Raw genomic sequence first — 13,259 nt, forward strand, 5'->3', positions numbered from 1 at the left:
CGCCTCTCGCCCGGCCGTGCGGACGGGTCGATGCGAACCACATGCATCCCCCTTCCGCCGCCGACGCCGCCGCCCGGCGCGCGCTCGGCCGGCGGCGCCTGTGGCCGCTGCTGGCCGGCGCTCTGGCCGTGATCGCGGTCATGACCTGGGTCGCCGTCGCGTCGAGCACGAAGGCCGACCGCGCGCGCGAGGTGCAGGTCGTGCTGCAGCACCTGCGCGGCGAGAGCCTGCGCGTGGAAGGGCTGACCTGGGGCGCGATCGCGACCGGCCACGGCGACCCGACCGCGGCCGCCCGCTCGGCCGCGTCGGGGTTCGCGATCTACCAGCGGCTGTTGAGCGACCTGCGCGCGCTGCGCCGGCTCGGCGCGCCGCGCGAGCGCATGGCGGCGATCGAGCGCGAGCTCGGCGAGCTGTCCGAGACCGGGATGGAGGCCAACGCGCTGTACCTGCGCGACGTCGCCGCCGCCCGGGCGCTGGTCACCGAGCGGTTCGGCCCCGCGATGCGGGAGTTCGGCGCGACGGTCGACGCCGCCGCCGACGCGCAGGGCGAGCAGGCCGCGCGGGCGCAGCGGCGCTCGCGCATCGCGTCGGCCGGGGCGCTCGCGGTCGGGTTCGTCCTGCTCGCGCTGCTCGGCTTGGCCGGCCATCGGATCCGGCGCGCCGCGGCGGTCGAGGCGCGCACGCGCGAGCACGAGCGGCGCGCCGAGCGGCGGATCGCCGCGCTCGTGCGTCACTCCTCCGACGTCGTCGCGATCTCCGACGGACACGGCACGATCGGCTGGGTGGCCGAGCCGGTCCGGACGCTGCTCGGCCGGGCGCCCGAAACGCTCGTGGGCACGTCGGTGACGGCGCTCGTCCACCCCGACGACCGCGAGCAGCTCGCCGCGCTCGTGGCGGCGACGACGTCCGGCCAGGGCCGGCCGGCGACCGCGACGCTGCGGCTCGCGGCGGCCGACGGGAGCTTCCGCGACGTCGAGGTCGTGGCCGACGACCTGCGCGACGACCCCGATCTGGCGGGCGTCCTGCTCAACCTGCGTGACGTCACCGAGCGGCAGGCGCTGCAGGAGCAGCTGCGCCACCAGGCGTTCCACGACAGCCTCACCGGGCTCCCCAACCGCGCGCTGTTCGACGACCGGCTCGGCCGCGCGCTCGCCCGCGCGCGGCGGCACGACCTGCAGGCGGCGCTGATCTACGTCGACCTCGACGACTTCAAGGCGGTCAACGACGGGCTTGGCCACTCGGGCGGCGACGCGCTGCTGCGCGCGACGGCGGAGCGGCTCACCGAGGCCGTGCGGCCCGAGGACACGGCGGCGCGGATGGGCGGCGACGAGTTCGCGGTGCTCGTCGAGGACGTCGAGGACCAGTCCGCGGTGCTCGCGATGGCGGAGCGGGTCGGCGCCGCGCTCGCCGAGCCGCTGACGATCGACGGCCAGCGCGTGAGCTCGACGGCCAGCATCGGGGTCGCGCCGCTGGCGGGCGGCGCGGACGCGGAGACCGCGCGCGTCGACGCCGACCTCGCGCTCTACGAGGCCAAGCGACGCGGGCGCGCCCAGGTCGTCGCCTTCGCGCCCGCGATGCGCGAGCACCTCGACGACCGCCTCCGGCTCACCGCCGACCTCGAGCGCGCGATCGAGCGCGACCAGCTGGCGCTCGCCTTCCAGCCGATCGTCGACCTGCGCACCGGCGCCGTCGTCGCGGTCGAGGCGCTGCTGCGCTGGCGGCACCCGAGCCGCGGCGCGATCCCGCCGGGCCGGTTCGTCCCGCTGGCCGAGTCGACGGGGCTGATCGTGCCCATCGGCGAGTGGGTGCTGGCGACCGCGTGCGCGCAGCTGGCGGCATGGGAGGCGCGGGTGCCCGCGGCGCGCGCGCTGACGATGAACGTGAACGTGTCGACCACGCAGCTGCGCGAGCCGGGCTTCGCGGCGGCGGTCGCGCGGGTGCTGGCCGACACCGGCGTCGCGGCGGAGCGGCTGACGCTGGAGATCACCGAGTCGGTGTTGCTCGACGACGGCGACGCCGTGCAGGCGGAGCTGGGCGCGCTGAAGGCGCTGGGCGTGCGGCTCGCGCTCGACGACTTCGGCACCGGGTTCTCGTCGCTCGCCTACCTCCAGCGGTTCCCCGTGGACGTGCTGAAGATCGACCGCTCGTTCGTCACCGGCATCACCGGCGACCCCGAGCGCGCGGGGCTCGTCCAGGGCATCGTGAAGATCGGCCGCACGCTCGACCTGCGCGTCGTCATCGAAGGGATCGAGGACGCCGACGCGGCCCGCCTGCTGCGCGGGATGGGCTCGGGCCACGGCCAGGGCTACCTCTTCTCGCGCCCGGTCGCCGCCGCGGACGTGCCGGCGCTGCTCTCGCAGTCGCTGCTCGACCGCGAGACCGCCTGACGTCACGCACCGGCCGGGAGGCCGGCGGGTGGGGCGGGCGGCGGCGCGGCGGGCGGGGCGACCTCTAGCGCGGGCGGTGGGGGCGGTGCCGGCGTGGGCGGCGGAGGGGCGACGTCCTGCGCGGGTGCGGGCGGCGGAGGAGCCGCCTCCGGTGTGGCCGACGCAGGCGCGGGCGGCGGAGGGGCCAGCTCCGGCGCGGGCGGCGGAGGGGCAGGCTGCTGCGCGGCACGCCGCTCGGCCTCCGTGCGAGCGCGGGTGCGCGCGCGTGCCTCCTCCACCCGCGCGACCTTCCGGCGCCGCTGCGGCGTGTCGAGCACGGCGGGGTCGCAGCGCGACGTGAGCGCCTCCGGACCGACGAGGCCCTTCGCCCCGAACGCCGCGCAGTACCGCGTGAGCGCGGCCCGGTCGTCGCGGTCGAGCGCCTTCCCCGCGCTCGCGCGCGAGAGCACGCGGCGGTACGTCGCCGTGCGCGGCTCCTCGGGCGGCACGGCCCGCGCGACGACGGCCGGGCGTTCGCGCGCCTCCTTCGCCCGGGCGACGCCCCGCTCCGGCACGACGACCACCCGCACGGGCGCCACCCGCGCGGAGACCGGGGCGGGCGCGACGCGTGCGGCAGGCCGCTCCGGCGGCGCGCCCTCCGGCGCCGGCGTCAGCGGCCCGGCGCTCGGCGCGATGGCCGCCGCCCCGACCGCGAGCGTCTTCGTCACCGGCGCCATCGCGGCGCCGTGGAGCAGCTCGGCCAGCATCTGCAGCCACCCGGCGACCGCGGCGACGGCCCGGTCGCGCAGCCCCGCGCCCCGCGCCCGCGCGTCGGCCAGCCGGCACGGCGCGCACACGCGCAGGTGGCGGCGGACGTCCTCAGTCGGCCGGTGCCCGCGGGCGCGCGCGACGCCGAGGTCGAACCGCACGACCTCGCACGGCGCCTCCCGCGCGGCGTTCAGCGCACGCAGGTTCGTCAGCGCGCGGCTGAAGAGCGAGCGGGACGTCTGCTCGGTCACCTGCTGGCGCGCGGCGATCTCCGCGTGCGACACGCCGCCGACGCAGCGGTCGAGCAGCGCGCGGCGCTGGCGCTCGGGCAGCAGCCCGAGGTCCTCCACGAGCGCGTCGAGCCGCTCGCGCCGCAGCGCCGCGTCCTCGGCGCTGCCGCCCGCGCCGACGCGCTCCTCGTCGATCGCCTCCGCGTCGCCCCACCGCGCCTGGCGGCGGCGCAGGTCGAAGCAGCGGTGGCGGACCATCTGCGCGAGGTACGCGCCGACGTGCTCGTCGGCCGGGAGCGGCCGCACCGCGAGCAGCTCGGCGAGCCGGAGGAACACATCGCCCACGACGTCCTCGGGCGCGATGCCGGTGCCGCGCAGCAGCGACGCGGCGAGCCGCTCGAGGCGGCGTCCGTGCACGGCGAAGAGCTCCGCCAGGGCGGAGGCGTCGGCGGCGCGCGGCGAGAGCTGCTCTCCCTCCGGCGCGGGCGCGTGCGGCGCGGCGGTGGTGTCGGTGGCCACGGGCGGGTCGACCCTACGCGCGGGGCGGCCCGGCCGTGAGGCCGGGCCGCCGATCCGTGTCGGCCTAACGGTGACCCCGCCGGGCCGCCGCCTTGGCCTTCGCGCCCCGCGCGCGGCGCTCGCTCTGCGTCAGCAGCGGGATGCGGCGCGCGGTCATCCCCGCGTTCGGGCCGGTGGTCTGGATCGTCGTCGTGAGGTCGAACGCGGGCGACCACGTGCCGCCGCGGCTCGTCAACCGGATGCTCGTCGTGGTCGCCCCCGGCGCGGGCACCGTCACGGACCACCATCGGTCGCCGCCGGACGGGTTGACGAGGTGCCTGACGATCGTCGCCGCGCCGGCCGCGCGGGCGCTTCCGAGCATCCGCTCGGACTGGTCGAAGCCCCAGTCGGCGCACAGCCCGGTGAACGTGTCGGACGGGTCGGGCGCGCGGCCGGTGCGGCAGTCGGCGGACGCGATCACGCCACCGGCCGCGTCGCGCAGCTCGATCGTGTCGACGCTCGCGACCTGGCACCACCCGGGCTTGGCGCCGGACGCGGCGCACTGCCACGGGTCGCGGTCGGCGGCGCTCGCGCCGGGCGCGGCGAAGGCGAGGCCGGCGAGCGCGCCGGCGGCGGAGAGGAGGAGTCGGTTGCTCATGCCCGGTTGACGCACGGGCGCGGCGCCCGTGGCGCACCTTCCCCTCACCCGACGCGACGTCACGGAACGTGCAGCCGCAGGACCTCCGACCCACGCATGCCAATCCCTCGAGCGGCCGCGAGCAGCTCATCGAGCCCCGCCCGCAGCGCGGGCGCGATCGACTCGACGTCCGGCACCGCGTCGGGATCGCCGATCAAGGTGACGTGCACGCGCCCGTCGTACGACATCGCTCCGACCGCAAGCTCGTGGTCAGCCGTGAGGAACGGGATGGGATGCAGGCTGTGCATCCTCCGACCGAGGAAGAACAGCGGGAGTGGCGATCCGGCCACGTTCGCGATCATCACGTTCGCGACCCGCGTGGCGAGGCTGAGGCGCAGCACCTGCTCCAGCGCGTTGGGACGGTCCTCGGCGAGCGACGGGTGCGCGGCCTCCGTGGAGCTCACGATCGTGCGGTGGCGCTCGACGGGGTTCTCGACGTCGACCGGAAGAGGAGTGAGGAGCTGGGTCAGTCGCCCGACGAACGCCCCCTCGTCCCGAACGCCCCGCGTCGTCACCGCGACGGCTCTCAGAGGCAGCTCGTCCACGTCGTGCCCCCGCTCGAGCAGGTACGCCCTCAGTCCGCCCGCAACCGACGCCAGCACCGCGTCGTTGACCGACCCACCGAGTCCCTGCTTCACCGCGCGGAAATCGGCCAGCGACACGTCGGCGAACGCGACCTGCCGGTTCGGCCCGACCGGGCCGTTCAACGGCGATCGAGGCTTCGGATGGAGGCTCGCCCAGGCGACGTGCCCAACGCTCTCGACGACGTCCCGCGCGGTCGAGAGGGCATGCCACGGGAGCAGGTTCGAGCCGACCCGGAACGAGACCCGCACAGCGGTGCGCAGTGCGTCTCCGACGGCTGTCGCCGCCAGGTCGAGCGTGGACGCGTCCGCGGCCGCGGACGGGCCTGGTCCAGGTCCGCCAGCGATCGGCTCCGGGGTCAGGTCGTAAAGCGTGGTAAGCATCTCCACGCCCGTCAGGTCGTCGGCGAGGGCGAAGTGACACTTCCACACCAACGCGAACCCGTCGGCGGACAAGCCTCCGACGACCCACAGCTCCCACAAGGGCCGGTCGCGATCCAAGGGCTCCGCGAAGATCGCGCTCACGACGTCCTGGAGCTCCCGTTCGCCGCCCGGAGCGGGAAGCTGGGTCCAGCGGACATGGCGGCGAGCATCGAAGTCCGCGTCTTCGGTCCACCAGGTCGGTGTTGCCCATGCGAGCGGACCGGCGAGCTTCTGACGGCACCTCGGAACAAGCGCCAGCCGCGCGTCGACGTGGGCGAGCACCTCGTCGAACGGAGGAGCCGGGCCGTCGAAGCGGGCGACCGTACCGATCTGGAGGGGGACGCTGCGACCATCGCCGAGCAGTCGCGTGAGCTCGGTGAGCGTTACGGTCGTGGACCCCATCCGCGCCGCATCGCCACCGTCGAGCTGCGCTGCGGCGCAGATCTCGATCAGCTCGCGACCGCGTTCGGTCAGCACGATCTCGGCCGCCTCGTCGCCATCGAGACGCACCGCGTGGATGGCGCCATGCTCATCGAGCTCACGGAGGACCTCGTATGGCGCAGCGCTGAGCGCCGTCGCGGCGATGTCGTCGTTCAGGCCAGCCAGCCGGCCGAGACGTTCGACCGTCCCCGGCGACAGCGGTGACGCGGAGCTCGCAGCCGCGTCGGCACATGCGCCGATCACCTCCCAGCCGTACGGCGTGACCGCGAGCTCGTTCGCCACGTCGCCATCCAGGTCGACGTCGGAGACGATGCCGTGCGCTAGGAGCGAGGCGAGCGATCCGTAGCTCAGAGCGCTCAGGGCCACCTCTGCGACGGAGGCAGGCTGGCCGCTGAGCCTGCCTAGTCGTGCGACCAGCTCGTTGGTCAACGTGGCGGGAACGGTGGTTCGGTCATGCATGGTGGTCTCCTCGGACGCAGCGGTCACCGGGAAAGACGCCGGTCGGGATCCCGATCGTCAGGTGGCTGGGCGCGGTCTCTGCTTAAGACGACGCCGGGCCGTCCGCTGTAAAGGCCACCTCGTCACGGAACGCACGCAGGGCCTGCGCGACGCGCGTGTGGCTGACCCCCACGCCCGGCGCCACCTCACGAGTCGACGGGGCACGACCGAGCTCTTCGGCGAGATCGAGCCAGTGCGTGATCACGTGCACTGTCGTGACGTCCTGGCGCACGACGAATGCACGCAGCGCCACGACCACCTGCGTGCGGGTCGTCTCGCGGCTGATGAGCGCGGCCACCGGGTCGTGCTCTCCCGGCGCATCCTCCGCCTCGTCCCACGAGGTCTCCTCATGCCGGTGGCGCGCGTTGATCTCGTCGACGGCGGCGTTGTGCCCCACACGGCGGACGTACGCCCACGGGTTCGTGACGTCCCGCGCGGCAGCTCCCGTCGTCCGGCTGAGGAGGCGCACGATGACCGTCTGCACGATGTCGTCGACCTCGACGTCGGGGAAGCGCATCCGGATGTACGCCGCGAGCTCTTGCCGTAGAACGTCGAGCGCACGCGCGTCCGGCGTCCGCGCCGCCGCGAGATCGCCGAGCACACGCCCCGCCGCGCCCGCTCCACGGCCCTCTCCGGCACCCGGCTTCCTGGTCGATTGGGAGATGAGAGAAAGTTACCTTCGTCACGAGTTCTCGGGAACGGATAGCTTCCCGTGAGCATCTAGACACGTTCGAGGTCCGGACCATGAAGCCGCGGAAGTCGGCTGCTCGTCTGAGGGACGAGCTGCGCAACGAGATCTACCGCTACGAGGACGACGAGCTCGTCGAGCGCGCGTGGGAGGAATTCGAGACGTTCCACGCACCGCCGGCGGTGCTCGCAGACGTCGAGCAGGATCTGCACGACGCCGAGCAGCAGCTGCGAGGGCGTGTGGTGCTCTCGCGTGAAGGCAGAGGACGACTGCGGAGCTTCGTCCTCACGAAGATGGTCAAGGACGCGGCAGAGGACAGCTGACGTGCGACGTCTCATCGGCCGCGGCCCCGCCGCCCGCCCGCCGCGACCGTGGGCCCATGCCGTCGAGCCGCACGCGGGCCCCCTGCGAGCGCAGTACGCGGCCGGAGTCGAGATCTTGAAGCAGGCCTACCGCGAGCACTGCAGCGCATGTGATGCGGCAAGCCGGCACGAGCGGCGAGCGGAGTTGCTGACGGCGGCGAGCACTGCGCTGGCCGCTTTCACGTCGGTCACCATCCCGACTTCCCTGGCGCCGTGGATCTCATGGTGCACCGCGACGCTCGCCACGTTCGCGTCCGGCTACGCGACCCTCGCCAACCCGGCCGCTCGGGCGCGGGCGGAGCGCGATCGAGCCGTACTCGCGCGCCAGCTCGGCGACGACGTCAGCAGGACGCTGCGCAAGATCAACGACTCACCTGAGCCCGATGGCGTACGCGAGAAGATCGAGGAGGAGCTCGCTCGACACGAGGACAGACGAAACCAGCTCCTCGGGGCGGGCGGGTGAGGGATGGATGAGATCTGGCACGGAACGTCCAGCGGACCGTGTAGCTTGGCCTGCGCATGCGCAAGCTGATCTCTTCGCTCTTGCTCGCCGCGTCCTTCGCGGGGGCGGGCGTGGCGGCCTCCGGCTGCGGCGCCGACGACGTCGATCCGGCCGCGATCGCGCAGGCCGCCGAGACGACGCGCGCGGCGGACACCGCGAAGGTCCGCCTCGTCGTCGAGACGAAGGGCTTCGGGCTCCCGCTGCCGCTGCGCATCGACGGGCACGGGACGACCGCGCTGGCGACGCCCGACATGGACCTGACGCTCGACCTCGGCCCGGCGCTCGCGCTGATGGGCGAGGGCGGCGACGGCGACGTGCGTGTGAAGGTGCTCGGCAAGGACGTCGCGGTCGACCCGCCGGAGCTCGACGGCATCGCGCTGCCGGACGGCGCGCGGTGGATCACGCTCGACCTGGCGAAGGCGATCGAGGCGATGGGCATCGACGCGCGCGGGCTCGGCGAGATCATGACGCTCGACCCGGGCAAGCAGCTCGACGTCCTGCGCACCGCCGACGACGTGGAGGAGCTGGGCGGCGAGAAGGTCGCCGGCGCCGACACGACGCACTACCGCGGCTCGGTGAAGGTGGACGACTTCATCGCGCAGCTGCCGAAGGAGCGCCAGGCCGCCGCGCGTGAGGCGCTGAAGACGCTCGAGCAGCAGACGGAGAGCGCCGACGAGGCCGCGCCGTTCGACATCTGGGTCGACGGCGAGGATCGCATCCGCCGCATGACGCAGAGCGTCGCGGTGCCCGCGCAGCAGGGCGTCCCGAAGGGCGAGATGTCGATCACGATGGACCTCAGCGGCTTCGGCGCGAAGCTCGACGACACGCCGCCGCCGCGCGACGAGACGTACGACGTGACCGACGAGGTCACGCGGACCCTCGCGTCGCAGAAGTAGCTGCAGTTCCTGCATCTGCAACGGAAGTTGCGGGCGTGACGAGCGCGGGGGCTACGGTCCTCCGCGCTCTTGAGGAAGTCCGTCGTGCTCATCCTCGCGCTGCTCGCGTTCGCGGCGGTCGCGACCACACCGCCGGTGGCGCTCGCCGAGAAGACCGTCGAGCGCGGCGACCGCGGCCCGACCGTCAAGAAGCTCCAGCGGCTGCTCGGCATCCACGCCGACGGCGTGTTCGGGAGCGGGACCGTCCGGGCGCTCAAGCGCTTCCAGCGCCGCCACGACATCGAGGCCGACGGCATCGCCGGCCCGGGGACGTGGAGGATGCTCAAGCGGGCCCGCGCCGCGTCGCGGCGCACGTCGAGCGCGGGCGGTGGCCGCACGACGTCGTCGGGCGCCAGCGTCCGGCTGCTCCAGCGCAAGCTCGGCATCGCCGCCGACGGCGTCTTCGGGCCCGGCACGCTCCGCGCGGTCAAGCGGTTCCAGAAGCGCCACGGCCTCACGGCCGACGGCGTCGTCGGGCCGGCGACGTGGCGGGCGCTCGGCGTCCGCGGCTCCCACCCGGTGCTCAAGCGCCGCGGCGGCTCGTCGCGCGCGGGCGGGCGCTCCGGCCTGCCGCTGCGGGTCACGCGGGCGATCCGCGCGGGCAACCGCATCCAGTTCAAGCCGTACCGCCTCGGCGGCGGCCACCGCTCGTTCGACGACACCGCCTACGACTGCTCGGGCACCGTCTCGTACGTGCTGCGCGGCGCGGGCGCGCTGTCGTCGCCGCTCGACTCCACCGCGCTGATGTCGTACGGGTCGCCCGGCAAGGGCCGCTGGATCACGATCTACGCGAACCGCTCGCACACGTACATGGTCGTCAACGGCCGCCGCTTCGACACGTCGATGCGCGGCCCGGGCGGCTCGCGCTGGTCGTCGAAGATGCGGTCGTCGGCGGGCTACGTCGTCCGCCACCCGCCCGGCCTCTAGCTAGCGGCACGCGCCGGGCAGCGGCGCGCGGGCGCGCGTGATCGTGCCCGCCCAGTCCACGCCGACGAACGTGACGTCGTCGCCCGCGAGCTGCGCGGTCACCATCCACGCCCACGGCACCGACCAGCGGGTGACGACCGCTTGCCGCCCGAGGTCGACCGCGAGCACCGATGCCACGTTCGTGCCCGGCGCGCCGGCCATCCAGGTCGCAGCGATCATGCACCGGCCGGCGTCGGCGAGCGTGCCGCCGGTCCGGTAGTCGAACGGGTCGATCAGATCGGTGAGCCGGATGGCCGTCGTCCGACCGCCGTCGTCGAGGCGGTGGAGGACGACCTGCTCCTCAGACGCCTCGTTGGGCGCGCCCCTCGAGGTGACCACGAGCGCAGCGCGCGCGGTCAGCGCCTGCACCTGCGTGCGGTCGCCGAGCGTCCACGTCGTACGGCCGGCACCCTGCACGAGGGGCCGCATCGGGGCCGGGGCACCGGATTGCACCAGCAGCCACGCACGGATCGCCGTGCTCCCGCTCCCCCACGGCCCGTGCGCGCCGCCGAGCCGCTCGCCCCGCGCGACACTGGGCGCCGGCACGATCTCCCCGCCGGCGAGCGAGGCCGTGCCGCCGCGGCGCGGGACGGGCACGCGATACGCCCGATCCGGCCGGCACCGGCGCTCGCACCACCCCGCGACGAGCAGCGCGTCGCCGTCGCGTGCGATGACGTCGGGCGCGCCGGTCCGCACCGTCCCCACGATTCGGCCAGCGTCCCCGCCGGGCCGGCGGAGGTCGATCTGCGCCGGCCACGACCGGCGCCCGTGCAGGACGACGAGCTCCGCCGTGTCGGCCGCCACGGCGAGGTCGGCGCGGCCGTCGCCGTCGACGTCTCCCAGGGGGAACACCGAGCCGTGCGGCGGCAACAGCCCACCGACGGTAGACGGGTGCGCGAGCGCGACGAGACGGCGAGGACCGGCGCTGAGCAGCAGCCGCAGCCGCCCTCCGTGGTGCGCGAGCGCGACGTCGGGCACCGCGTCGCCGTCGACGTCGCCCAGCGGAACGAGACCTTCAGGACGGGCCGCCTTGACGCCGGCGACCGGCTCGGGCGTCGGCGCGACCCGGTCCCCACCCGCCACCGAGGCTGTCGAGCCCCCGCAGCCCGCGAGCAGGACGATCGGCAGCAGCAAGAGGATCGTCCACCGCATGCAGGACCTCTACACCGATCGACGTCCATGTTACGGCCGCTGGTCGCCCAGCGGCCGTTTCCTCCAAGGCGCGGCGACCGACGCCCGGCAGGATCCCGGGCATGAGCATCGACCTCCCCGCCGCCACCGCCTTCATGGCCGGCCACGCCCGCGTGCTCGACCGGCGCCGCTACGACCTGCTGCTCGACGGCCCGACCGACGCGGCGGTCGCCGGAGCGCTCGCCGCCCTCGACGCCTACCGCAACGCCGACGGCGGCTACGGCTGGGGGCTGGAGCCCGACCTGCGCTCGCCCGAGTCGCAGCCCGGCGCCGCGCTGCACGCGTTCGAGGTGCTCGAGGAGATCGGCCCCGCCACGTCGCCGCGCGCCGCGGAGCTGTGCGAATGGCTCGACGGCGTGACGCGCCCCGACGGCGGGCTGCCGTTCGCGCTCCCGCTCACCTCCGACCACGCCACGGCGCCGTGGTGGGCCGGCGCGGACACCACGACCTCGTCGCTGCAGATCACGGCGGTCACGGCAGCGATGGCCCACCGCGTCGCCCGCCGCGACCCCGCGGTGCGCGGCCACCCGTGGCTCGCGCGCGCGACCGCGTACTGCGTCGCCGCCATCGAGGCGCTCACCGAGCAGCCGCACGCGTACGTCCTGAGCTTCGCCGTGCGGTTCGCCGACGCGGTCGAGGACGCGGCGCTGATCGAGCGGCTCGGGCAGTGGGTCCCGGCGAGCGGCGAGCTGCCGGTCGCGGGCGGGACCGAGAGCGAGAAGCTCCGCCCGCTCGACCTGTCGCCGCTCCCCGGCCTGCCCTCGCGCGCGCTGCTCGACGACGCGGTGATCGCCCGCGACCTCGACCGGCTGGCGGCCGAGCAGCACGACGACGGCGGGTGGAGCGTCGACTACGCGCGGATCTCGGACGCCGGGGCGCTGGACTGGAGCGGCTACATCACGCACCACGCCGTCCGCCTGCTGCGCGCCAACGAGCGCGCCTGAGCGGCGCGTAGTCTCACCCGTGTGGCGGTGACGACGCACGCACTGGTGGGGCGGGAGCCCGAGCTGGCCCGGCTCGGCGCGCTGGTCGAGGCGGTCGGCGCCGGCGCGAGCGGCGCGCTGCTCCTCACGGGGCCCGCGGGCGTCGGCAAGTCCGCGCTGCTGGAGCGCGTGGCCACCGACGCGGACGGCCTCGTGGTCCTCCGCGCGTCGGGCATCGAGGCCGAGAGCGACCTGCCGTTCGCCGCGCTCGACGCGCTCCTGCGGCCGATCCTCGAGCACCGCACCGACCTGCCGCCGGTCCAGGAGGAGGCGCTGGAGCGCGCGCTCGCCCTCGCCGCCGGCGACCCGCCCGACCCGTTCGCGGTTGGCGCCGGCACGCTCTCGCTCCTCGCCGCCGCGGCGGAGGAGACCGGCGTGCTCTGCGTCGTCGACGACGCGCACTGGGTCGACGCCTCGTCGCTGCGCGCATTGGCCTTCGCGGCGCGGCGGCTCGGGAGCGAGGCGGTCGGCATCGTCGTCGCCGCGCGCGCCGGCCGCGTGCCGGGAGAGCTGCGCGGGCTGGAGACCCTCGACGTCGGCGGGCTGGACCGCGACGTCGCGCGGGAGCTGCTCGCCACGATCAGCGGCGGGCGCCTCCCGCAGGACGTCGCCACCCAGCTGCTCGACGCCGCCGACGGCAACCCGCTCGTGCTCCACGAGCTGCTCGGCCGCCTCGAGCCCGCGCAGCTCGACGGCCGCGAGGCGCTCGTCGGCCCGCCGCCGCCCCACGCGCGCGCGGAGGACCTGCTGGGGGAGCGGCTCGCGCGGCTCCCCGACCGCACCCGCGAGGCGCTGATCGTGCTCGGCGCCGCGGGCGAGGCGGACGTGCGGCTGCTGGGCGACGCGCTCAAGGCCCACGCGCCCGAGCCCCTGAGGCTCGCCGACCTCGGGCCCGCCGAGGACGCCGGTCTCGTGGCGCTCGGCGGCGTGAAGGTCGCCGTGCGCCACCCACTCGTCCGCTCCGTCGCCTACCACGGCGCCCCGCCCGAAGCCCGTCGCCGCGCGCACGCCGCGGTCGCGCAGGCGCTCGACGCCGACGACCCGCGCCGGCCGTGGCACCTCGCCGCCGCCGCGAGCGGCCCCGACGAGGAGGTCGCGGCCGCGCTCGTCGCGCTCGCCGGCGGCGCCCG

Annotated in this window: 12 protein-coding genes; 7 read left to right on the top strand and 5 right to left on the bottom strand. The window is 75.3% G+C overall.

The window, feature by feature from the left end:
* Positions 1 to 41: 41 nt before the first annotated feature.
* Positions 42 to 2,387: a putative bifunctional diguanylate cyclase/phosphodiesterase gene (locus AC1UE5_RS26125; RefSeq protein ID WP_482928874.1), complete on the top strand. Its 2,346-nt coding sequence runs from the start codon at positions 42 to 44 to the stop codon at positions 2,385 to 2,387.
* A gap of 2 nt (positions 2,388 to 2,389) precedes the next feature.
* Here the strand turns inward: AC1UE5_RS26125 and AC1UE5_RS26130 are convergent, their stop codons facing one another.
* From AC1UE5_RS26130 to AC1UE5_RS26145, 4 genes are all read right to left on the bottom strand, one after another.
* The gene (locus tag AC1UE5_RS26130; protein WP_482928875.1) at positions 2,390 to 3,883 is read right to left on the bottom strand and encodes an RNA polymerase sigma factor; all 1,494 of its coding nucleotides are present in this window, start codon (positions 3,881 to 3,883) and stop codon (positions 2,390 to 2,392) included.
* A 64-nt stretch (positions 3,884 to 3,947) separates the two neighbouring features.
* Positions 3,948 to 4,520, bottom strand: coding sequence for a hypothetical protein (locus AC1UE5_RS26135; protein ID WP_482928876.1), 573 nt, complete (start codon positions 4,518 to 4,520; stop codon positions 3,948 to 3,950).
* A gap of 59 nt (positions 4,521 to 4,579) precedes the next feature.
* A complete protein-coding gene (locus tag AC1UE5_RS26140; RefSeq protein ID WP_482928877.1) occupies positions 4,580 to 6,463 on the bottom strand; it encodes a wax ester/triacylglycerol synthase domain-containing protein in 1,884 nt (627 codons plus the stop codon).
* Between the two features lie 82 nt (positions 6,464 to 6,545).
* The gene (locus tag AC1UE5_RS26145; protein ID WP_482928878.1) at positions 6,546 to 7,103 is read right to left on the bottom strand and encodes a hypothetical protein; all 558 of its coding nucleotides are present in this window, start codon (positions 7,101 to 7,103) and stop codon (positions 6,546 to 6,548) included.
* A gap of 143 nt (positions 7,104 to 7,246) precedes the next feature.
* Between AC1UE5_RS26145 and AC1UE5_RS26150 the strand changes: the two genes are divergently transcribed.
* The 4 genes from AC1UE5_RS26150 to AC1UE5_RS26165 all read left to right on the top strand — a co-directional run bounded on the left by AC1UE5_RS26150 (position 7,247) and on the right by AC1UE5_RS26165 (position 9,916).
* Entirely contained in the window at positions 7,247 to 7,513 is a 267-nt protein-coding gene (locus AC1UE5_RS26150) for a hypothetical protein (protein ID WP_482928879.1), read from the top strand.
* A 115-nt stretch (positions 7,514 to 7,628) separates the two neighbouring features.
* The gene (locus AC1UE5_RS26155) at positions 7,629 to 8,015 is read left to right on the top strand and encodes a hypothetical protein (protein ID WP_482928880.1); all 387 of its coding nucleotides are present in this window, start codon (positions 7,629 to 7,631) and stop codon (positions 8,013 to 8,015) included.
* Between the two features lie 56 nt (positions 8,016 to 8,071).
* Entirely contained in the window at positions 8,072 to 8,950 is an 879-nt protein-coding gene (locus AC1UE5_RS26160) for an SCO4651 family lipoprotein (RefSeq protein ID WP_482928881.1), read from the top strand.
* Positions 8,951 to 9,019: 69 nt separating this feature from the next.
* The gene (locus tag AC1UE5_RS26165; RefSeq protein ID WP_482928882.1) at positions 9,020 to 9,916 is read left to right on the top strand and encodes a peptidoglycan-binding domain-containing protein; all 897 of its coding nucleotides are present in this window, start codon (positions 9,020 to 9,022) and stop codon (positions 9,914 to 9,916) included.
* Here the strand turns inward: AC1UE5_RS26165 and AC1UE5_RS26170 are convergent, their stop codons facing one another.
* The gene (locus AC1UE5_RS26170; protein WP_482928883.1) at positions 9,917 to 11,107 is read right to left on the bottom strand and encodes an FG-GAP repeat domain-containing protein; all 1,191 of its coding nucleotides are present in this window, start codon (positions 11,105 to 11,107) and stop codon (positions 9,917 to 9,919) included.
* Between the two features lie 101 nt (positions 11,108 to 11,208).
* Here AC1UE5_RS26170 and AC1UE5_RS26175 point away from each other — a divergent pair, with 101 nt between their 5' ends.
* Positions 11,209 to 12,090, top strand: coding sequence for a hypothetical protein (locus AC1UE5_RS26175; RefSeq protein WP_482928884.1), 882 nt, complete (start codon positions 11,209 to 11,211; stop codon positions 12,088 to 12,090).
* Between the two features lie 27 nt (positions 12,091 to 12,117).
* Positions 12,118 to 13,259, top strand: a 1,142-nt coding sequence (locus tag AC1UE5_RS26180; RefSeq protein ID WP_482928885.1) for an AAA family ATPase, incomplete at its 3' end; no start/stop codon positions are given.

Source organism: Parviterribacter multiflagellatus (assembly GCF_056863265.1).

Bases quoted from the DNA above. Each gene is read 5' to 3' on its own strand.
- AC1UE5_RS26170 (WP_482928883.1), bottom strand. From the start codon at position 11,107: ATGCGGTGGACGATCCTCTTGCTGCTGCCGATCGTCCTGCTCGCGGGC.
- AC1UE5_RS26140 (WP_482928877.1), bottom strand. From the start codon at position 6,463: ATGCATGACCGAACCACCGTTCCCGCCACGTTGACCAACGAGCTGGTC.
- AC1UE5_RS26135 (WP_482928876.1), bottom strand. From the start codon at position 4,520: ATGAGCAACCGACTCCTCCTCTCCGCCGCCGGCGCGCTCGCCGGCCTC.
- AC1UE5_RS26150 (WP_482928879.1), top strand. From the start codon at position 7,247: ATGAAGCCGCGGAAGTCGGCTGCTCGTCTGAGGGACGAGCTGCGCAAC.
- AC1UE5_RS26160 (WP_482928881.1), top strand. From the start codon at position 8,072: ATGCGCAAGCTGATCTCTTCGCTCTTGCTCGCCGCGTCCTTCGCGGGG.
- AC1UE5_RS26125 (WP_482928874.1), top strand. From the start codon at position 42: ATGCATCCCCCTTCCGCCGCCGACGCCGCCGCCCGGCGCGCGCTCGGC.
- AC1UE5_RS26175 (WP_482928884.1), top strand. From the start codon at position 11,209: ATGAGCATCGACCTCCCCGCCGCCACCGCCTTCATGGCCGGCCACGCC.